The organism is Flavobacterium johnsoniae UW101 (genome assembly GCF_000016645.1).
Taxonomy (GTDB): Bacteria; Bacteroidota; Bacteroidia; order Flavobacteriales; family Flavobacteriaceae; genus Flavobacterium; species Flavobacterium johnsoniae.
This window is the reverse complement of sequence record NC_009441.1, coordinates 1,682,027-1,701,465: the sequence shown is the minus strand read 5'-3', so window position 1 is coordinate 1,701,465 and position 19,439 is coordinate 1,682,027. Positions and strand designations below refer to the sequence as shown.

Below are 19,439 nucleotides of genomic sequence, written 5' to 3'. Positions count from 1 at the left end.
CGGGATTTTTTTTGGAATCGTATAAATTTTATCTTCCCATTGGCGGTGGGCCTCCGGCACGTCCGCGGTTCATTTCTCTAAACTCTTCCATTTTTTTAATTACCGTTTCATCATAGTCTTTTTGAGAAATTACTTTTCCTTTTTTAGATGGTTTTATTTCGACTTTATCTTTGGCATTTAAAACAATTTTAGAACATAAAATGGTTGTTTTTCCATCGTTAACTTCCAAAATTAAACCCGGAAGTCCCCAATAGTTTTCCGGACCCTGATTAACCGGAATCTCCGGCGTATACCAAGCTGTAACAACAATTTCTTTCGGAATTTCAAAATTGTCTTCAAAATTCGTTTTTGTATCTCCCGAAGTCTTTTTTACCTCATCCTTTTTATCATCATTATTTTTAGGTCTGAAATTTCTAAAATCGGTTTTACTGGCTTCTTTTACAGCTGTTGCTTTAAAACAATTGTACCCGCCTATTTGTTTGGTTTCCTGTTCCAGTTTCCAATTTAATTTTGGCAGAGAATCTACAACTAGAAATTCTTTACCCATAAATTCTTTATCAACTGTATAGGATTTGGTTTTAACATCTTTATAAAAAGTGCCTCCGCCTCCCATCATAGAGTTCATCATCATTCGCATCCCTCCGCCCTGCTGTCCGGGAGTATCTAATTTTTCTTCTTCTTTATAAATAGAAGCCGTTTTGTCAAAATTTAAAATAAAAGTTTTCTCCAGCATTTTTTTCATTCGCTCTTCCATTGATTTTTGCATTTCCGGCGTTATATCACGATTTCCTGCTCTCATTCCTTCAAATTTAGGAGCCTGAGTTTTAGATTCGTAAACCGCCATTCCCTGAAAATCTTTTTGTGCCTGAACCTGACTGAAAGCCAATACTAAAAGCAAATAGGTTAGTTTTTTCATGTGTAAATGTTTAATAGATTGTAAAGTTGGTCAAACTTACATTCAAATTTATTATTAATTTTAAGATACTGAAAGTTAAATATATTAATGCCAAAATGCTATCGACAGAACAGCAAGTTTGTAAGACTATTAGATTTTGGAAAGGTTTAAATCTAAATATGGGCTAAAATGCTAATTTAAAGGTATTCTTTACTGCACTTTTTGTACTTTGGCTATTCGAAATTATTAAATTTATGAGTAAAACGCTGCGCCAAATTTTAGTATTGCTGTTTATCGCATGTTTTTCCTCGATTATATTTGGGCAAAGCCAAAAAGTAAATCCTGTTTTAATTTCAAAATTTAAAATTGATGCCGATGAATTTATTGGTTATGACTCTTTTGGATATTCATATCAGATAAAAAACAATGTTTTCTCCAAAATAAAAGGAAACGAGATTTTTGAATATAAAAATGTCTCTTTGGGAAATATTACTAAAGTCGACATTCAGAATCCGCTTAAAATTGTATTGTTTTACGAAGATTTTAACAGCGTTGTTCTTCTGGATAATCAACTAAATAAAATGACCGAAATTAATTTTTCGCAAAATACCATTCCTATTGTTGTAAACGCTATTGGAATGTCGACTCAAAACCAGCTTTGGATTTTTAATACTTTAAACCAGCAGATCGGGCTTTTTGATTATTTAAAAAATGAATACAAAACAGTTTCAATTCCGCTTACAGAAAGCATAAAATATTACCAAACCGACTTTAATACTTTCTTTTGGATTGATAAAAAAAACAATTGGTTTTCTTGTGATATTTTCGGTAAAATTTCGAGTTTGGGAACCGTTCCCGATTTTGATAAAATTGAAATAATTTCTCCTCAAAAATACATTTTCAGCAAAGCTAATGCACTGTATTTGAGAGAAAATACAAACACAATTTCAGAAATTGAAATTTTAGAAAAAACGTTTGACAAATACTATTACAAAGACCAAATTTTATCTATTTTTACAGCTAAAGAAATTTTAAATTATAAAATCGTAACACGGTAATGCACATAGCAATAGCAGGAAATATAGGCGCAGGAAAAACTACATTAACTAAATTATTAGCGAAACATTTTAAATGGGAGCCTCATTATGAAGATGTAGTTGATAATCCGTACTTAGACGATTTTTATCATCAAATGGAACGCTGGTCTTTTAATTTACAGATTTATTTCTTAAACAGTCGTTTTCGTCAGGTGCAGCAAATCCGCGAAAGCGGAAAAAAAATCATTCAGGACAGAACGATTTATGAAGATGCTTATATTTTTGCTCCCAACTTATACGCAATGGGATTAATGACAAGCCGTGATTTTGAAAATTATACGTCTTTATTCGAATTAATGGAATCGTTGGTAAAAGCACCAGATTTATTAATTTATTTAAGAAGCACTATCCCTAATTTAGTTGGACAAATTCACAAACGCGGACGCGAATACGAAAACTCTATTTCTATCGATTATTTAAGCCGTTTAAATGAAAGATACGAAGCCTGGATTCAGACTTATACAAAAGGAAAGTTACTAATTATTGATGTTGACAATATTAATTTTGTTGATAATCCTGAAGATTTGGGAGACATCATTAATAGAATTGATGCTGAATTGAACGGGCTGTTTTAGTCTCTGTCGCTGCAAAAACCAAATAAAATTGTGTTAGTTTTTTTACTTCACTTTTAAATAAAAAAGAGGCTGTCTAGATTTAGACAGCCTCTTTTTATATTAATGGATATTCCTTTATTAATTGATTTTTTGAAATGTGACATAATCTTCAGACCAGTTGCTGCCACCAAAATTTAACATTGTACCAGCAGGATTAACAGCTGCTACATTTCCGCCCCAATAATAATAGTTTTTATTAGCTCCAGAAGTATTGTTAATAATTACGGTTCCATAAAGCATCGCATAATAGCTGCTAGATGGCAGTAAACCGCTTATAAGTGTATTAGTAGAAATAATATCCGAGCTAGTAGCAAAAACAGTAGAGCTGTTACTGAAACCAGAACGCACCCACCAGGTTTCAGTTGCACCTGTTGCAACTAATGTTCCTGATGATTTTGATAATAACATATTTAAAGTTACCAGCCATTTACCAGGCCCCAGAGTAAGCACAGTCCCTGTATAAAAATATGATCCAGAAGCAGTAAAGTTAACCCCCGAACCTAACTTTGCAAAGCCCAATGTAGTTGCTGAAACATCTATTGCTGCCCTTTGACGCAAATTACCATTTGCATCTGCTGTTACTACGTTATCAGTTAGATCTCCCACATTCATTGAACGAACTCTGGCATAACCGTTTACGTCCATTTCTGCGGTTGGCGCATTGGTGTTTACCCCTATTTTTCCTGCATTACTGTTGTTAACCCCAGTACCGTACAAAGTATTACCAATATTCATCTCATTACTTGCCGCTGCCGAACTTGGACCAACTGGAGTAGTTGATGCCCCTATTGTAATGTTATTACTGCCTGTTGTAATAGTATTACCACTCTGGTATCCAATTGCAATATTATTGCTACCTGTAGTATTATTTGCTAAAGTATTCCCTCCTAGCGCTGTATTATACATACCAGTGCTGGTAGTAAGAGCCATTGCAGAAACACCAATAGCTGTATTTCCTGCACCTTGTAATGCAGTAACAGAATTTAAAGCATTGTAACCAAAAGCCGTCGATGTAGAAGATAGTTTACCTGCATATTGATTATTAACTTTAAACACAAGAGGTGTGTTATCTGTAGTTCCTAAAAAATTAACCGCAGAGTTTGTTCCCGCATTTCCTAATAAACTCCAATACCCTGACGTTAATGAAGAAGCGCTGACTTTTCTTAAGATATTATTTGAATCTAATACTAAAATATCATCTGTAGCAGCACCTGCTGTTAGTCCTGCTATTCCCAGTGTAAAGTTACTGTCAGTAGTTAAAACAGAAGGCTGTACTAATGGCCCGCCTAACTGAACATAACCATTATTGGCCTGCAATCCATTGTTAGCATAAGGATTAACCTGCACTTTTTTCCCATTTGGTGAAACAACTGTTTCAGTTTGAGCCATAATAAACCCACTCTGCAGTAATAGCAATATGTGTATAATTTTTTTCATTTCTTAATCTTTTTACAAATTCCTAAAATTCAATCTCCTAGATTTATAAGGGGCGAAATTAGATTGAAAATAGATTGAAAACAGCCGCAAAAAGTTTTTAAAATAACATTTTAAGACATTTATTTAACCCCGAAAAAATATGCTCTTTGTTTTTCTTAAGTAACTCAAATAAAAAATGCCTCTAAAATTTAGAGGCATTTTTCTCTTTTTAACTATTCAATTTCATAAAAAACAAAATGAAAGAAAATTACTATATTTGCACTTTTATTTATAGCGAAATGACAATTATTTCTTCTCCCTTATCTAACGATGAAAAAAGAATGTTCAAAAAATTATTCATAAGTCGAATTGTTTTAGGAATATTACTATTACCTCTTTTTGGCTTTTTCATCTATACCTATATTAGTGACTTTTCATTTTATAATTTTGATGAATTACAATTATTTGGCTTACTGTTATTAGCTGCTATGATTTTTTTAGTTTTTAAATATGTCATTCCTGGTTACATATATACTTATAAGAGTGTAAAAGCAAAAAATAAATTAATCCAATCAACTATTGTTTTAGATTTTAAAGAAACATATAATTATAGAATAGGAATTAGATTTATCATAAGTACTGAATATCGAATTATTGATAGCTGGAGAATAACATTACTAAACAACAATCCTCCTTTTCCGTTTTCACAATTATATATTGGGATGCCTATAAAAATCCATTATCTCGAACACAATAAAACAGATATTATTAAAATTGAGAAAATTTGATACAAAAAATGCCGCTAAATTTCTTTAGAGGCATTTTTTTATTTTGAAATGTTGTCAAAGTTATTATTTAGCGGCTTCCACTTTTGCTAAAACTTCTTCTTCGGTTCCTTCGAAAACTTCGGTTGTTGTTTTACCATTTTCTGTTTTAGTAACAGTTCCTGTGGTTTTTCCGTTTATATTTTTCACTTCAACATTAACTGATTTTTTCTCATATTTACTTGTATCAAAACAGTCTGTTTTTTGATATTTTCCACTTGCATCAAAATGAGCCAGACATTTTGCTGTTTCTTCTGGCGAACAGCCTTTTTCTTTACACATTTTAATACATTCTTCTTTTGTCATTCCAGACATATCACCGCATTTAGAAACTCCGGCATGCATTTCTATTTTTGCACAGCAAGAAGCTTTTCCTGCAATGTCTGATGGAGAATGTCCTTCTCCTAAAATTGGTGCAATTACCAATCCAATTAAACACGTTAATTTGATTAAAATATTCATTGAAGGTCCTGAAGTATCTTTAAATGGATCTCCAACTGTATCTCCCGTAACCGCTGCTTTATGTGCATCAGAACCTTTGTATGTCATTTCTCCATTGATCATAACTCCGGCTTCAAAAGATTTTTTAGCATTGTCCCACGCACCTCCGGCGTTGTTTTGAAAAACAGCCCAAAGAACTCCAGAAACCGTAACTCCAGCCATATATCCGCCTAGCATTTCAGCAATTAACTGGTTATTATCTGAGTAAACTAATTTTCCTAAAAGTACAATTGCAATTGGAAAACCAATCGTTAAAATTCCCGGAAGCATCATTTCACGCAAAGCAGCTTTTGTAGAAATTTCAACACATTTTCCATACTCCGGTTTTCCGGTTCCTTCCATAATTCCCGGAATTTCCTTAAACTGACGACGTACTTCGTAAACCATATCCATTGCGGCTTTTCCAACAGAATTCATCGCTAAAGCTGAGAAAACTACCGGAATCATTCCACCCACAAATAACATGGCTAAAACTGGCGCCTTAAAAATATTAATTCCATCAATTCCTGTAAAAGTTACGTAAGCAGCAAATAAGGCTAATGAAGTTAAAGCTGCAGAAGCAATCGCAAATCCTTTTCCGGTTGCTGCAGTTGTGTTTCCTACTGAATCTAAAATATCGGTTCTGGTGCGAACCTCTTTTGGTAATTCGCTCATTTCGGCGATTCCACCAGCGTTGTCAGATATTGGCCCAAAAGCATCAATTGCCAATTGCATTGCTGTTGTAGCCATCATGGCCGAAGCCGCTAAAGCTACTCCATAGAATCCTGCTAAAGCATACGAAATCCAAATTGCTACAGCAAACAATAATACGGTTGGAAAAGTCGAAATCATTCCTGTTGCTAAACCTGCAATTACGTTAGTTCCTGCTCCTGTAGATGATTTTTGAACAATAGCCATTACTGGTTTTGTTCCTAATCCGGTATAATATTCAGTTACTGATGAGATAGCACCTCCAACAACTAATCCAACCAAAGTCGCGTAAAAAACACGCATTGATGAAATGGCTTTTGATCCTTCTCCAAAGAAACTCATCTGCATCGTTTCAGGAAGCATGTGCTGTACTAAAAAGAAACAAGCTACAGCTGTTAAAACAATTGAAACCCAGTTTCCTATATTTAATGCTTTCTGTACTTGTGCTTCTTTAGCATTATCATCTGAAATTTTCACTAAAGTTGTTCCAATAATTGAGAATAAAATTCCGAAACCGGCAATTGCCATTGGAAGTAAAATTGGTCCAATACCGCCAAAAGCGTCATTAATACTGCCGCCCATATCTTTTATAACATAATTCCCTAGAACCATTGCGGCCAAAACGGTTGCCACATACGAACCAAATAAATCAGCTCCCATACCGGCAACATCACCTACGTTATCTCCAACGTTATCTGCAATTGTTGCAGGATTACGCGGATCATCTTCTGGAATTCCAGCTTCAACTTTACCAACTAAGTCAGCACCAACATCGGCTGCTTTTGTGTAGATTCCGCCTCCAACTCTGGCAAACAAAGCAATTGATTCTGCACCAAGCGAAAATCCCGCTAAAGTTTCTAAAACAACGGTCATTGTTTCGGTATCTTTCCAGACTCCGCCAGAAAATAAATTAAAGAAAATTATAAAAAAGGCTGTTAAACCTAATACTGCTAATCCAGCAACGCCTAAACCCATTACGGTGCCGCCGCCAAAAGAAACTTTTAATGCCTGCGGTAAACTTGTACGCGCGGCCTGAGTAGTTCTTACGTTTGTTTTAGTTGCTATTTTCATTCCAATATTTCCGGCGTAAGCAGAAAATAATGCACCAAAAATAAAGGCAATTACAATTAATAAATGGGTTTTTACTCCCGGAATAAAAGTGATTCCTGCCAAAGCTAAGCTGGCAATAATTACAAAGATGGTTAACAGTTTGTATTCGGCTTTTAGGAAGGCTAAGGCTCCTTCGTAGATGTAATCTGAAATCTCTTTCATTTTACCGTCTCCAGCGTCTTGTTTTAAAACCCAAGTCCTTTTTATTCCCATGAAAAGTAATCCTAAAACTGCCATGACAATTGGCAGGTAAATCATAAATGCATTCATAATATTTTATTGGTTTTGGTTAATAGTCAACAAACTAACTAAAACGAATTTAAACAAAAAAGCAATACTCCTGACGGCAGTATTGCTTTTTTTATAAATTATGAATGCTTAAATTATTTAATACTAAATAATCCTGCTGGTTTATTTTCAATATCATCAAAACGCTTAGTGCACTCTGCAATAATTTCGTAAGCCTCTTTTACATCTCCCCATCCTTCAACATCAACTTTTTTGTTTTCAAGATCTTTATAAACCTGGAAGAAATGCTCAATTTCTTTTACTAAGTGAGGGTTAATATCAGAAAGATCGTTTAATGAATTCCAGATTGGATCTGAAACTGGTACACAAATAATTTTTTCGTCTGGTCCTTTATCATCTGCCATATGGAAAACACCAATTGGTTTTACTTCCATAACACATCCAGGGAAAGTTGGTTCATTTACTAAAACCAATACATCAAGAGGATCACCGTCAAGAGCTAAAGTTTCTGGAATAAATCCGTAATCTGCAGGGTACATCATTGAAGAGAATAACATTCTGTCGAAACGCATTCTTTTGATTTCAAAATCGTACTCATATTTATTTCTGCTTCCTCTTGGTATTTCGATTAATACATCGAAAGTTGTTAGTTTGTCTGCGGTCATTTTTGTTTTATTATTATATCTATAATTTCGATTGCAAAAGTAACCAAACAATCCTTTTTTACAATGAAAAAAGTATATTAATCTGTATATATATACATTAATTAATATACTTTTCTTTTTATATAACAGACAGTTAATATGTAATTTTCCTATTTCGCTTATTTAAATAATAATGCCAGAGCAAATAGGTCGCATAAGATCTATAAGGACTCCACTGTTCTGCATGTATTTCCATTTCTTGTTTATCATGAATATCCAGCAGTTCTTTAATGGTATTTACAACTGCAATATCGCCTAACGGAATCAAATCCGGTTCCTGAAGACAAAACATTAAATAAATATCAATTGTCCAGTTTCCAATTCCTTTCAATTTAATAAGTTCTTCACGAACCTGCTTTGCTGGTTTTGAAGCTAAACTTTCAACATCTAACTCTTTGTTCAAAATTGCTTCGGCTAAAATTTTAATGTATTTTGTTTTTTGACGGCTCACTCCAAGATTTCGATATTCTTCATCAGGTAAAATGACCATCGTTTCAGGATTGCAGGTTGTATATTCTTTTATTTTTAAGAATGTGGCTTTCGCCGAATCTATAGAAACCTGCTGTTCCAAAATTAATAACACCAAAGTTTCAAACCCCTGAGGCCGTTTTGGAATGGGCGGCAATCCATATTTTTCGATTATCTCCCGAAAGATTGGATTTTTATTGGTTAGAAAATCGATAGCTTCCTGCATAACTTTTACTTTTAAGTCAATTTCAAAATTAATTAAAAATGAAATTAATTCTTGTAAAGTTTTTTTGCCCGCAGATTTTACAGATTTAGACTGATAAGCTCAAATTGAAAAATTAAAGATTGAAAAATTAAATCTGCTTCGACCGGTTTAAATCTGTAGAATCTGCGGGCAAAAAAAATTAAGCATAAAAAAAGCCGCAAAGATTTTAAACCTTTGCGACTATGTAACTTTGAAGCTTTGCGTCTTTTATAATTAAAAATAGAACCCGAAAGATCCTTTGATAGCAAATTTATGAGCATCCGGCATATCTAAATAGTTTCCTCTCCAAGAAAAATCAAGACGGAAGACTTTAAAGATATTTCCAATTCCGGCATTGTATTCCCAATATACATTTTCTGGTGCATTATAAGGAAGTCCAGAAGCGTTTATTTCGCGATTTGCTTTAGAAATAGTTCCATGAACCGCTCTAACTCCTACAAACTCTCTCCAGTTTAATTTTCTCATAAACGGAATTCTCGCGAATAATCTTCCTCCAAAATCATGATTCCACTGCAAAGTAGTATATTGATCTGTTACAAATTCGTAGAAATTAAGGTTGCTAAACGTATTTTCAATTGTAAAATAAGTCTGGTTACCCGGAATTACACTCATTAACCCTAATGGAATTGTTCCAAATGTTTTTCCTGTTTCCAAAATAATATTAGATCTTCCTAAAGGTCCAATTATAATAGGCTGTTTGTAGAAAACCTGAATTTTTTCGTAAGCAAAATCGCTGTCTAAAACTCCTTTAAGACCATAACTGAAATTTACAAAGAAATGACTAAAAGGACTGTCAACTAAATCTCTTTCGACACCATAACCAATTGTTTTTCGGTTTGGCATATACTCAAATTGGATATTGGCTTCTGATTGTTTTACATCACTCTTTATCACTCCCATCGGATCTGATACACTTGGCAAAGTGGTATAATAATCCAGACTAAATGTCTTTGAAGCCGATTCTAATGTTCGATAAGAGAATCCTGCCGAAACAAGAAAATTCTTTTTAGGCTCCATTTCGATAGAAACGTTGCTCAAATTAATATTCGTGAGCTTTCCGTTGCTTCCGGTTGTAAACAAGGCCGACGATGCAAAACTTCGTCCTAAAATATCATTTGTTGTGGTTAAACTGGCTCCAATTTGTTCAATATCCCGCCTGTTTCCTCCAGAAATAATAATACGTTTTTTCTTGTCGATCATCCATTTACCAGAAACTCCGTATTTGAATTTATTATCGTCAAATCCGTATGCTGTATAAGCCTGCAAACGCCAAGGATCATTAGGTCCAAAATACGTTCTTCCTCCTACTCTCAGCCTTAAACCTTCGACTTCATTATAACCAAATGTAGAATAAATAGGACCGTAATCGAAGTTCTTAAATTCGATATAACCGCTTCCTAAAATGGAGACGAGATTATACAGCTGCTTAAATCGTTTGACCGTCTGCAGTGTATCGAGCATTTTATAAATACCCGCTTCGTCTTTATTTAATTTCTCAAAACGATTTTCTTCCCAAAATTCCGGCGGTCGTTCATAGACCGCATTATCTATGAAATTGACTTCTTCTTTATAAAATTTTTCGGGTTTTTGAATGTTGAATTTATGATTACGATACAAGGTCGTTCGTTTTCCATAAACTCCTTTTGATTTTTCTTTTTTATTCAAAGCAAAATCAGACATCATGTAATCGCGGGTTAAAAGGAAAACAGAATCGTTTTCTACTTCAAACTCCTGCTCGATATAAATATCTTTTACCCAGTTAATATTGGCACTTTTAGTAACGCCCATATTAATTTTCTTGATCGCAAAAGTGGTATCGTTTACCCAGAAATCTCCTTTAAAAGTTAATTCGTTTTTACGTCTTGGATAAAAAACAATATTAAAGCACCATTTTTTATCAATATAAGCACTGTCTTTCAATACGTAATTGTAAACATCAATTCCGGTTCTTGAAAGCGGACTGGTAAAACTTTTATCAAAAAATTTAAGGTGATTATCGTAGATATTGTAATCTGAATAAAGGTCTTTTACGAAAGCTAAAATCTGTTGGTTTCCATTAAAACCAGACATTTTATTTCCGGTAAGGTTTTCTTTTACTTTCTTTATTCTGTTATCTCCGTAAACATCATAAACCGATTCGTTAATGAAAATAGGCAGATAGGTTTTTCCTGTAACTTCTGAAGTATCAACATGATTAAAAACAAACTCCATTCCTTTAAAGAGTTTATTTTTCATAAAAGCACTGTCAATTGTGTTCATGTCAAACTCAACTTTTTCGTACTTCTGCATTTGATATTGATTAAATTGGTAAAGCCCGTTTTTACGCTTTCTCTCCCATATTTTTCTCAAAATATCCAATGCCGGATTATTCTTTTTTGAAGTTTTACCCGTATAAATTACAACTTCACTTAATGCTTCTGGTTCGCTTAAAACGATTTTAAAGTTATAATTCACTGCTTTTTCCAAAGGAACTTCTTTATCTGAAAATCCCGCAGAACTCACCAATAATGCTGTATAAGTTTCTGATGATTCTAAATAAAAACGACCGTCTTCGTTAGAAACAATTCCAATATTTGAACCTTTAAAAACAACATTTGCAAATGGTATCGGCTGATTAGACTTGTCCAAAACAATTCCACTCACTTTTGTTTGTGCAGTAACAATAGCCGCAAATGCGAATACAAAAAATAGGCTGAGTAAAATTGTTCTTTTCATTGTCTGGGCAAAAAAAAACTTCATCAATTAACTATGAATGATGAAGTTTTGTGAGTATTTTAAATATATACTATTTGTATAACACTTTTTTAACTGCTTTTACTACATCACCTGCATTTGGCAACCAGTCTTTAAGCAATACTGGAGAATACGGCGCAGGAGTATCTGCAGTTGTAATACGTTGAATTGGCGCATCAAGGAAATCGAATGCCTGCTCCTGAACGATATAAGAAATTTCAGAAGAAAGGCTGGCAACCGGCCAAGCTTCTTCAAGAATTACTAAACGGTTTGTTTTTTTAACCGATTTTAAGATCGCATCTTTATCCATTGGACGAACAGTTCTTAAATCGATAATTTCACATGAAATTCCTTCTTTAGCTAATTCATCAGCAGCGATAAAAGCTTCTTTGATGATTTTTCCAAAAGAAACGATAGTTACATCAGTTCCTTCACGTTTAACATCAGCAACACCTAGAGGAATTGTGTATTCTCCGTCTGGCACTTCACCTTTGTCTCCGTACATTTGCTCAGATTCCATGAAAATAACCGGATCATTATCACGAATTGCTGATTTTAAAAGTCCTTTTGCATCGTAAGGAGTTGAAGGAACAACAACTTTAAGACCTGGAGTATTAGCAAACCAGTTTTCTAAAGCTTGTGAGTGAGTAGCTCCTAATTGACCAGCAGAAGCCGTTGGTCCGCGGAAAACAATAGGCACATTAAACTGTCCTCCTGTCATTTGACGCATTTTAGCAGCGTTATTTATAATTTGATCAATACCAACTAAACAGAAGTTGAATGTCATATATTCTACAATTGGGCGGTTTCCATTCATTGCAGAACCTACTGCAATTCCTGAAAATCCAAGCTCAGCGATTGGAGTATCGATCACTCTCTTTTCACCAAACTCAGCAAGCATTCCTTTTGAAGCTTTGTAAGCTCCGTTGTATTCTGCAACCTCTTCTCCCATTAAATATATGGATTCATCGCGGCGCATTTCTTCGCTCATTGCTTCACAAATGGCCTCTCTAAATTGTATTGTTCTCATATTTTTTATTGTATGTTGAATTTTCTGAAGAGCAAAAATAAATATTTTAAATAACTTAAATGCATAAATTGAATTTAAAATCGCATGAAGTTCTTTCTCTCTTTAGGTTTTAACTTTTTAAGCAATATTGTGATATTTACGAAATCGATATAATAGACGTATAATTCACACTTAAAATGCCAAAATCATTTTTCAGACAAACTTTACTCAATTTGTGTAATTCTTATTTTCATCAAATTCATTCATCAAAACGGAAAAACTCAAAAATTAGTATTTTTTGGACAAAAAACATATTCACCTTCCTTTTACAAATATTGCAAAATTCCTAACAATCAGACAAAATGAGTATTTTTTTATTTTTAAATTCCGATTAAAATCATCTAAAACCATACAATCTGCGAAATCGTAATAGTTTTAAAAAATATTATGCATGCATAGTATAATTATTCCAAATTAAATTCTAAATTTGTAAAAGCATATTATAAATTCAAAATATATACTTATGAAAATACTAGTTTGCATCAGCCATGTGCCTGATACTACTTCAAAAATCAACTTCACCAACGGTGACTCAGAATTTGACACCAACGGCGTACAATATGTAATTAATCCTAACGACGAATTCGGCCTTACACGTGCTATCTGGTTCCAAGAACAGCAAGGTGCAAATGTAACAGTTGTAAACGTTGGAGGTCCTGATACTGAACCAACATTGCGTAAAGCATTGGCAATTGGAGCAAACGAAGCAATTCGTGTAAATGCAAACCCTACTGATGGTTTTTTTGTTGCAAAACAATTAGCAGAAGTTATTAAAAATGGTGGTTATGATTTAGTAATTGCAGGAAAAGAATCTTTAGACTACAACGGCGGAATGGTTCCTGGAATGATTGCTGGTATTTTAGGTTCTAACTTCTTAAACTCTTGCACAAACTTAACTGTTGACGGAAATAATGTAAAAGCAGTTCGTGAGATTGACGGCGGAAAAGAAACTGTAAGCACTACTCTGCCTTTAATTATTGGCGCTCAAAAAGGTCTTGTTGAAGAAAAAGATTTACGTATCCCGAATATGAGAGGAATCATGACAGCAAGAACTAAAGCTTTAACTATTCTTGAGCCAGTTGACGCTCCTGTAAATACAAAAGCAGTGAAATTTGAAAAACCAGCTCCAAAATCAGCAGTGAAATTAGTTTCTGCAGATAATTTAGATGAGTTAATCAACTTATTACACAACGAGGCTAAGGTGATTTAAGATTGTAGATTTTAGATTGCAAACTGCAATATTAAATCTAAAATCAACATTTGATTCACTTCAAAATCTAAAATCAATAATCTTTTTGGATTTCATTTTCAAGAATCTGAAATCTAAAATCTAAAATCTAAAATTGTTATGTCAATATTAATATATGCAGAATCTGCAGAAGGAAAATTTAAAAAAGTAGCTTTCGAATTAGCTTCTTATGCAAAAAAAGTAGCCGAAAGTTTAGGAACAACTGTTACAGCTTTGACAGTAAACATCAGCGACGTAAGCGAATTAGGCAAATACGGAGTTGATAAAGTACTAAAAGTAAACAACGATAAATTAGCTGGTTTTACTGCTAAGGCATATGCCGATGTAATTAAACAAGCTGCTGAAAAAGAAGGAACAAAAGTAGTTTTACTTTCTTCTACAACAGACAGTATTTACCTTTCATCATTAGTTGCAGTAGCTTTAAATGCAGGTTTTGCATCAAATGTTGTGGGATTACCAGTTAGTACTTCTCCATTTCAGGTAAAAAGAAATGCTTTCTCAAACAAAGCTTTCAACATTACACAAATCGATACAGATGTAAAAGTTCTTGGTCTTGCTAAAAACTCTTACGGAATTTTCGAAAGTGCCGGAGCTGCAGCTGCAGAAGATTTTAACCCGACACTTGGAGACAACGACTTTGGAATTAAAGTAGATTCTGTTGAAAAAGTTTCTGGAAAAGTTTCTATTGCCGATGCTGATATCGTAGTATCAGGAGGACGCGGATTGAAAGGTCCGGAAAACTGGGGATTAGTTGAAGATCTTGCTGCTGTTTTAGGCGCTGCAACTGCATGTTCTAAACCAGTTTCAGATTTAGGATGGAGACCTCACAGCGAGCACGTTGGACAAACAGGAAAACCAGTTGCAACTAACTTATATATTGCAATAGGCATCTCTGGAGCTATTCAGCACATTGCCGGTATCAACTCATCAAAAGTAAAAGTAGTGATCAATAACGATCCTGAAGCTCCTTTCTTTAAAGTTGCTGATTACGGAGTTGTTGGTGATGCTTTTGAAATTGTACCGCAATTAACAGAGAAATTAAAAGCTTTTAAAGCTCAGCATTCTTAATTAGAGAATTCTCATAAAAATATTTGCTGCCTAAAAACAAGATATTGTATCTTTGTTTATAGGCAGCTTTTTTGTTCCATATTTTTTGACTAAAATTGCAGCGTTATTTTCCTATCAAAAAAAGCAACAAAATGAGGCGCTAAGTGCCTTTTTTACAAACATATATGAGTCTAGTAAAATTATCTATAAAAGGAATTTCATACAGTCAAACTCAAAATGGCGCTTATGCCTTAATTTTGAATGAAGTTGATGGTGAAAGAAAATTACCTATTGTTATTGGCGCTTTCGAAGCCCAATCCATAGCTATTGCCTTAGAAAAAGAAATAAAACCACCACGTCCGTTAACACACGATTTGTTTAAAAACTTCGCAGAAAGATTTGATATCGTGGTAAAACAAGTAATCATTCATAAACTTGTTGACGGCGTTTTTTATTCAAGCTTAATCTGCGAAAGAGATAAAATTGAAGAAATTATTGATGCCAGAACATCAGATGCTATTGCATTAGCTCTGCGTTTCAACGCTCCAATTTTTACTTACAAAAATATCTTAGACAAAGCCGGAATTTATTTAAAATCAAATACTGCAGATTCTGATCAGGGATCTCAGGAAATTGATGATGTACTTTCTAACCCGGAAACTTTTGGACACGAGGAAGAAACAAACCAATCCGGAGATGTTTACGCAAAACATAGTTTACAAGAACTAAATGAGCTTTTAGATCAGGCCGTTTCTCAGGAAGATTATGAAAAAGCAGCAAAAATTAGAGACGAAATCTCTAGAAGATAATTTAAGGCTATAAGCCGTAAGCTTTAGGCTGTAAGCTTAAAGCATAATCATAAAAAAAACAAACTTTAAGCATTTAGGAAAAAGCCTAAAGCTTAAAGCCTAAAGCTTAAAGCAAAGATGAAGCAATATTTAGATTTAGTAAAACACGTTTTAGAAAACGGCAATCAAAAAGGAGACCGTACCGGAACTGGAACTAAAAGTGTTTTTGGTTACCAGATGCGCTTTGATTTAAGTGAAGGTTTCCCAATGGTTACAACAAAAAAGCTTCATTTAAAATCGATTATTTACGAATTGCTTTGGTTTTTAAAAGGTGATACCAATATTAAATACCTTAAAGAAAACGGAGTAAAAATCTGGGATGAATGGGCAGATTCTAATGGCGATTTAGGTCCTGTTTACGGACACCAATGGCGTAATTGGAACAGTGAAGAAATAGATCAGATTTCTGAGCTGATTACCGAATTAAAAACAAACCCAAACAGCAGAAGAATGATCGTTTCTGCATGGAATCCTTCGGTTCTGCCAGATACTAAAAAATCTTTTGAAGAAAATGTAGCCAACAACAAAGCTGCTCTGCCTCCATGTCATGCCTTTTTCCAATTTTATGTAGCAAGTCCAGATTTAGAAAAAGGAGAAACTAAAGGAAAATTATCCTGCCAGTTATACCAAAGAAGTGCCGATATATTTTTAGGAGTTCCTTTTAATATTGCTTCTTACGCATTATTAACTATGATGATTGCCCAAGTCTGCGACTTAGAACCTGGTGAATTTATTCACACTTTTGGTGACGCACACATTTACAACAATCATTTTGAACAATTGGAACTACAATTATCGCGTGAGCCAAAACCATTACCAAAAATGATTTTGAATCCAGAGATCAAAAACATTTTTGATTTTGATTATGACGATTTCACTTTAGTAGATTATGACCCGCATCCTGCCATACAAGGAAGTGTTGCTGTATAATTATAAAAAAATCCGCTTAAATATTTAAGCGGATTTTTTTATACAACTAAAACTCCATTTTCACTTCCGGCATAGTCATTCCATTTGTAAAAATCAGCTTCTGGGTCGTTAACATACGTTCCGTCGATTACGTACTTAAATTCGTAAATCGCGTCTTTAACCAAATCATAAGTAGCTTTAAAAGTTCCGTTCTTCAACTTGCTTAAAGCACCTTCTGAAGCGTTCCAGTTATTAAAATCTCCAACGACTGCTGCCGAATCAGCATCTTTGGCATCTATTGAAAATGTAACTTTAACAACCGGCTTCGTTTTGATAAATTGTTTCTTCAAAGACATAACTATTTCGTTTTTAGATTTATAGATCCTAAATTAAGTAAATTCCGTCAAATAGTAACGAAGTCACAATCGATTTACGATAATACTAAAAACACTATATTTTTTTAGCTGTATCCATAATTTAAGGCACATAAAATTTTGTATTTCAAATTGTTGTTTGATTTTCAGGCAAATATTCTATATCCAAAATATTGTCTTTCAAAAATAAATTTTAACTTTATGATCTCATTTTTATCTTATGGAAAAAGAAGTGCACGAACAATACGAGTATGCTAGAAGACGATTAAGACAAAAAAAGGTCTTATATTTTCATTTTGTTCTTTTCCTTTTAGGAAGTTTATTTTTATTTGTTGCTAATAGATTTTTTGGTTTTGGCGAAGGAACAAATCAAAACTGGTGTATCTGGATCATTACTGCCTGGCTCTTTATCTTTATTTTGCACTTTATAAAAGTATATATAACAGACCGTTTTATGAATAAGAAATGGGAAAGAGAACAAATTGACAGACTTGTTGCTTTGCAGCAAAAAAGAATTAGTCAATTAGAATCAAAAATAAACGAAGACACTGAGAATAAAATTTAGTTACAGCATACCATGATTATAATGATAGCGGCTGTTGCCGAAAACAATACTCTTGGAAAAAACAATGAGTTAGTATGGCATCTGCCAAATGATTTTAAAAGATTTAAGTCACTTACGACTAATCACCATATTATAATGGGAAGAAAAACTTTTGAAAGTTTCCCAAAACCTTTACCAAACAGAACACACATTATTATAACACGCCAAACCGATTATAATCCGGAAGGCTGTATTGTGGTTGACAGTATGGAAAAAGCTATTGCTGCCTGTCCAGAAAATGAAGATTCGTATATTATTGGAGGCGGTGAAATTTACAATTTAGGTCTGCCTTATGCCGATATAATTGAAATCACCAAAGTACATCACACATTTGAGGGCGATGCTTTTTTTCCAAAAATCAGCAAAAGCGAATGGCAGTTAGTAGAATCTGAAGAAAATTTTAAAGATGAAAAACATCTTTATGATTATACTTATGAAACTTACATTAGAAAATAAATAAAAAAACATCCTCTTTTGAAGGATGTTTTTTAAAAAACGATTGATTTTAGTATTGACTCGCTCAAGAAAATAGTTTTTGTAAAATCACAAATGTCAAAGTAACATTTGAAATAACTGAATAACATTTAATGTTAATTGAGATAAATCTCAAAAAAAGCCTTTAATAACAAATACCACTAAGATATTAAAGGCAAAGAAAATTAAAATTTCCAAAAACAAATTTAATCCTAAGAACGTACTTCGCACTTTTAAAAATAGTATTCCCCCAAGAACAACACTTTTAAAAACTACTTACCTGAACAAATGATTACCAGTGCAAAAAAGCAGCCATTTGATTAAGTCAAATGAAAACGATCAATCATTTAAAACTTTTAATCATTTTTACTTCAGCAAAGTTGTGCATAATATCATCACAAGACAATACCCACTTTTGGTGATTTTTTAAAAATACCCACTTTTGGTGATGCCAAAAAAAAGACTTCAAAAGCTGATTTAAGCCTCTGTCTCAAAACATTTAATTGACATTTTAAAAAACTCAATTACAGTTAAACTAGATTGTTTATATTTGCGTAAATTATAATAATGTCTGAAAAAATAACTCCATATAAAGACTCTTCTTTAGGTAAAAAAGAGCAGGTCGCTCAAATGTTTGATAACATTTCTGGGAACTACGATAATTTGAATCGTGTAATTTCATTTGGTATTGATACTAAATGGAGAAAAAAAGTATTGAAATTAGTTTCTGATTCTAAACCAAAAGTAATTCTGGATATTGCTACAGGAACCGGGGACTTAGCTATTTTAATGGCGCAGACGAAAGCAGAAAAAATTATAGGTCTTGACATTTCCGCCGGAATGCTTGAAGTGGGAAAAAAGAAAGTTGAGGAAAAAAAACTCTCTAATGTAATTGATCTGGTTTTAGGAGATTCTGAAAATATTCCTTTTGAAGACAATTACTTTGATGCCATTACGGTAGGTTTTGGTGTGCGTAATTTTGAAAATTTAGAAAAAGGTTTTGCTGAAATTTTACGAGTTTTAAAACCAAACGGAATTTTTGTAATTCTGGAAACTTCTGTTCCGGATAAAACACCATATAAACAAGGATATAAATTTTACAGCAAAAATATATTACCGCTTATTGGAAAATTGTTTTCGAAAGACAATTCAGCTTACGGATATTTATCTGAATCTGCTGCTGCTTTTCCTTATGGTGAAGCCTTAAACAATATTTTAAGAAAAACTGGGTTTATAGATGTTGTAGCAATGCCGCAAACTTTTGGTGTAGCAACCATTTATTCAGCATCTAAAAAATAG

At 33.4% G+C, this 19,439-nt stretch carries 18 protein-coding genes; 10 read left to right on the top strand and 8 right to left on the bottom strand.

Annotated elements, in window-relative coordinates:
* Positions 1-28: 28 nt before the first annotated feature.
* On the bottom strand, positions 29-916 hold the full coding sequence (locus FJOH_RS07705; RefSeq protein ID WP_012023562.1) for a GLPGLI family protein: 888 nt from the start codon (positions 914-916) through the stop codon (positions 29-31).
* Between the two features lie 233 nt (positions 917-1,149).
* Between FJOH_RS07705 and FJOH_RS07700 the strand changes: the two genes are divergently transcribed.
* Positions 1,150-1,953 (top strand): hypothetical protein, encoded by an 804-nt coding sequence (locus tag FJOH_RS07700; protein WP_012023561.1) that lies wholly within the window; start codon positions 1,150-1,152, stop codon positions 1,951-1,953.
* Entirely contained in the window at positions 1,953-2,567 is a 615-nt protein-coding gene (locus FJOH_RS07695) for a deoxynucleoside kinase (protein ID WP_012023560.1), read from the top strand. Before FJOH_RS07700 ends, FJOH_RS07695 begins: the two co-directional genes overlap by 1 nt.
* A gap of 117 nt (positions 2,568-2,684) precedes the next feature.
* On the opposite strand, the gene FJOH_RS07690 is transcribed toward FJOH_RS07695, so the two are convergent.
* A complete protein-coding gene (locus FJOH_RS07690; RefSeq protein WP_123875738.1) occupies positions 2,685-4,043 on the bottom strand; it encodes an autotransporter outer membrane beta-barrel domain-containing protein in 1,359 nt (452 codons plus the stop codon).
* A gap of 236 nt (positions 4,044-4,279) precedes the next feature.
* On the opposite strand from FJOH_RS07690, the gene FJOH_RS07685 reads away from it, so the two are divergent.
* Positions 4,280-4,810, top strand: a complete 531-nt coding sequence (locus FJOH_RS07685) for a hypothetical protein (RefSeq protein ID WP_012023558.1) — start codon at positions 4,280-4,282, stop codon at positions 4,808-4,810.
* A 63-nt stretch (positions 4,811-4,873) separates the two neighbouring features.
* On the opposite strand, the gene FJOH_RS07680 is transcribed toward FJOH_RS07685, so the two are convergent.
* The 5 genes from FJOH_RS07680 to FJOH_RS07660 form a co-directional block, all read right to left on the bottom strand.
* A complete protein-coding gene (locus FJOH_RS07680) occupies positions 4,874-7,417 on the bottom strand; it encodes a sodium-translocating pyrophosphatase (protein ID WP_012023557.1) in 2,544 nt (847 codons plus the stop codon).
* A 113-nt stretch (positions 7,418-7,530) separates the two neighbouring features.
* Positions 7,531-8,061, bottom strand: coding sequence for an inorganic diphosphatase (locus FJOH_RS07675; protein WP_012023556.1), 531 nt, complete (start codon positions 8,059-8,061; stop codon positions 7,531-7,533).
* A gap of 133 nt (positions 8,062-8,194) precedes the next feature.
* The gene (locus FJOH_RS07670; protein WP_012023555.1) at positions 8,195-8,794 is read right to left on the bottom strand and encodes a DNA-3-methyladenine glycosylase family protein; all 600 of its coding nucleotides are present in this window, start codon (positions 8,792-8,794) and stop codon (positions 8,195-8,197) included.
* Between the two features lie 252 nt (positions 8,795-9,046).
* Positions 9,047-11,548, bottom strand: coding sequence for a DUF5686 and carboxypeptidase-like regulatory domain-containing protein (locus tag FJOH_RS07665; RefSeq protein ID WP_044048255.1), 2,502 nt, complete (start codon positions 11,546-11,548; stop codon positions 9,047-9,049).
* Between the two features lie 70 nt (positions 11,549-11,618).
* Positions 11,619-12,596 (bottom strand): pyruvate dehydrogenase complex E1 component subunit beta, encoded by a 978-nt coding sequence (locus tag FJOH_RS07660; RefSeq protein ID WP_008466560.1) that lies wholly within the window; start codon positions 12,594-12,596, stop codon positions 11,619-11,621.
* Between the two features lie 502 nt (positions 12,597-13,098).
* Here FJOH_RS07660 and FJOH_RS07655 point away from each other — a divergent pair.
* From FJOH_RS07655 to FJOH_RS07640, 4 genes are all read left to right on the top strand, one after another.
* Positions 13,099-13,845, top strand: a complete 747-nt coding sequence (locus FJOH_RS07655; RefSeq protein WP_012023553.1) for an electron transfer flavoprotein subunit beta/FixA family protein — start codon at positions 13,099-13,101, stop codon at positions 13,843-13,845.
* 138 nt (positions 13,846-13,983) lie between these two features.
* The gene (locus FJOH_RS07650) at positions 13,984-14,952 is read left to right on the top strand and encodes an electron transfer flavoprotein subunit alpha/FixB family protein (RefSeq protein ID WP_012023552.1); all 969 of its coding nucleotides are present in this window, start codon (positions 13,984-13,986) and stop codon (positions 14,950-14,952) included.
* A gap of 164 nt (positions 14,953-15,116) precedes the next feature.
* Positions 15,117-15,740, top strand: a complete 624-nt coding sequence (locus FJOH_RS07645) for a bifunctional nuclease family protein (protein ID WP_012023551.1) — start codon at positions 15,117-15,119, stop codon at positions 15,738-15,740.
* Between the two features lie 117 nt (positions 15,741-15,857).
* A complete protein-coding gene (locus tag FJOH_RS07640) occupies positions 15,858-16,709 on the top strand; it encodes a thymidylate synthase (RefSeq protein ID WP_012023550.1) in 852 nt (283 codons plus the stop codon).
* 38 nt (positions 16,710-16,747) lie between these two features.
* Here the strand turns inward: FJOH_RS07640 and FJOH_RS07635 are convergent, their stop codons facing one another.
* A complete protein-coding gene (locus FJOH_RS07635) occupies positions 16,748-17,044 on the bottom strand; it encodes an isoamylase early set domain-containing protein (RefSeq protein WP_012023549.1) in 297 nt (98 codons plus the stop codon).
* A gap of 238 nt (positions 17,045-17,282) precedes the next feature.
* Here FJOH_RS07635 and FJOH_RS07630 point away from each other — a divergent pair, with 238 nt between their 5' ends.
* From FJOH_RS07630 to ubiE, 3 genes are all read left to right on the top strand, one after another.
* Positions 17,283-17,627: a 2TM domain-containing protein gene (locus tag FJOH_RS07630; RefSeq protein WP_012023548.1), complete on the top strand. Its 345-nt coding sequence runs from the start codon at positions 17,283-17,285 to the stop codon at positions 17,625-17,627.
* Between the two features lie 12 nt (positions 17,628-17,639).
* On the top strand, positions 17,640-18,122 hold the full coding sequence (locus FJOH_RS07625; RefSeq protein WP_012023547.1) for a dihydrofolate reductase: 483 nt from the start codon (positions 17,640-17,642) through the stop codon (positions 18,120-18,122).
* A gap of 585 nt (positions 18,123-18,707) precedes the next feature.
* Positions 18,708-19,439, top strand: a complete 732-nt coding sequence (ubiE, locus tag FJOH_RS07620) for a bifunctional demethylmenaquinone methyltransferase/2-methoxy-6-polyprenyl-1,4-benzoquinol methylase UbiE (RefSeq protein WP_012023546.1) — start codon at positions 18,708-18,710, stop codon at positions 19,437-19,439.

What these genes read in the sequence shown, in the direction of transcription:
- FJOH_RS07705 (WP_012023562.1), bottom strand. Translation starts at nt 916, where the DNA reads ATGAAAAAACTAACCTATTTGCTTTTAGTATTGGCTTTCAGTCAGGTT.
- FJOH_RS07700 (WP_012023561.1), top strand. Translation starts at nt 1,150, where the DNA reads ATGAGTAAAACGCTGCGCCAAATTTTAGTATTGCTGTTTATCGCATGT.
- FJOH_RS07695 (WP_012023560.1), top strand. Translation starts at nt 1,953, where the DNA reads ATGCACATAGCAATAGCAGGAAATATAGGCGCAGGAAAAACTACATTA.
- FJOH_RS07690 (WP_123875738.1), bottom strand. Translation starts at nt 4,043, where the DNA reads ATGAAAAAAATTATACACATATTGCTATTACTGCAGAGTGGGTTTATT.
- FJOH_RS07685 (WP_012023558.1), top strand. Translation starts at nt 4,280, where the DNA reads ATGAAAGAAAATTACTATATTTGCACTTTTATTTATAGCGAAATGACA.
- FJOH_RS07680 (WP_012023557.1), bottom strand. Translation starts at nt 7,417, where the DNA reads ATGAATGCATTTATGATTTACCTGCCAATTGTCATGGCAGTTTTAGGA.
- FJOH_RS07675 (WP_012023556.1), bottom strand. Translation starts at nt 8,061, where the DNA reads ATGACCGCAGACAAACTAACAACTTTCGATGTATTAATCGAAATACCA.
- FJOH_RS07670 (WP_012023555.1), bottom strand. Translation starts at nt 8,794, where the DNA reads ATGCAGGAAGCTATCGATTTTCTAACCAATAAAAATCCAATCTTTCGG.
- FJOH_RS07665 (WP_044048255.1), bottom strand. Translation starts at nt 11,548, where the DNA reads ATGAAAAGAACAATTTTACTCAGCCTATTTTTTGTATTCGCATTTGCG.
- FJOH_RS07660 (WP_008466560.1), bottom strand. Translation starts at nt 12,596, where the DNA reads ATGAGAACAATACAATTTAGAGAGGCCATTTGTGAAGCAATGAGCGAA.
- FJOH_RS07655 (WP_012023553.1), top strand. Translation starts at nt 13,099, where the DNA reads ATGAAAATACTAGTTTGCATCAGCCATGTGCCTGATACTACTTCAAAA.
- FJOH_RS07650 (WP_012023552.1), top strand. Translation starts at nt 13,984, where the DNA reads ATGTCAATATTAATATATGCAGAATCTGCAGAAGGAAAATTTAAAAAA.
- FJOH_RS07645 (WP_012023551.1), top strand. Translation starts at nt 15,117, where the DNA reads ATGAGTCTAGTAAAATTATCTATAAAAGGAATTTCATACAGTCAAACT.
- FJOH_RS07640 (WP_012023550.1), top strand. Translation starts at nt 15,858, where the DNA reads ATGAAGCAATATTTAGATTTAGTAAAACACGTTTTAGAAAACGGCAAT.
- FJOH_RS07635 (WP_012023549.1), bottom strand. Translation starts at nt 17,044, where the DNA reads ATGTCTTTGAAGAAACAATTTATCAAAACGAAGCCGGTTGTTAAAGTT.
- FJOH_RS07630 (WP_012023548.1), top strand. Translation starts at nt 17,283, where the DNA reads ATGGAAAAAGAAGTGCACGAACAATACGAGTATGCTAGAAGACGATTA.
- FJOH_RS07625 (WP_012023547.1), top strand. Translation starts at nt 17,640, where the DNA reads ATGATTATAATGATAGCGGCTGTTGCCGAAAACAATACTCTTGGAAAA.
- ubiE (WP_012023546.1), top strand. Translation starts at nt 18,708, where the DNA reads ATGTCTGAAAAAATAACTCCATATAAAGACTCTTCTTTAGGTAAAAAA.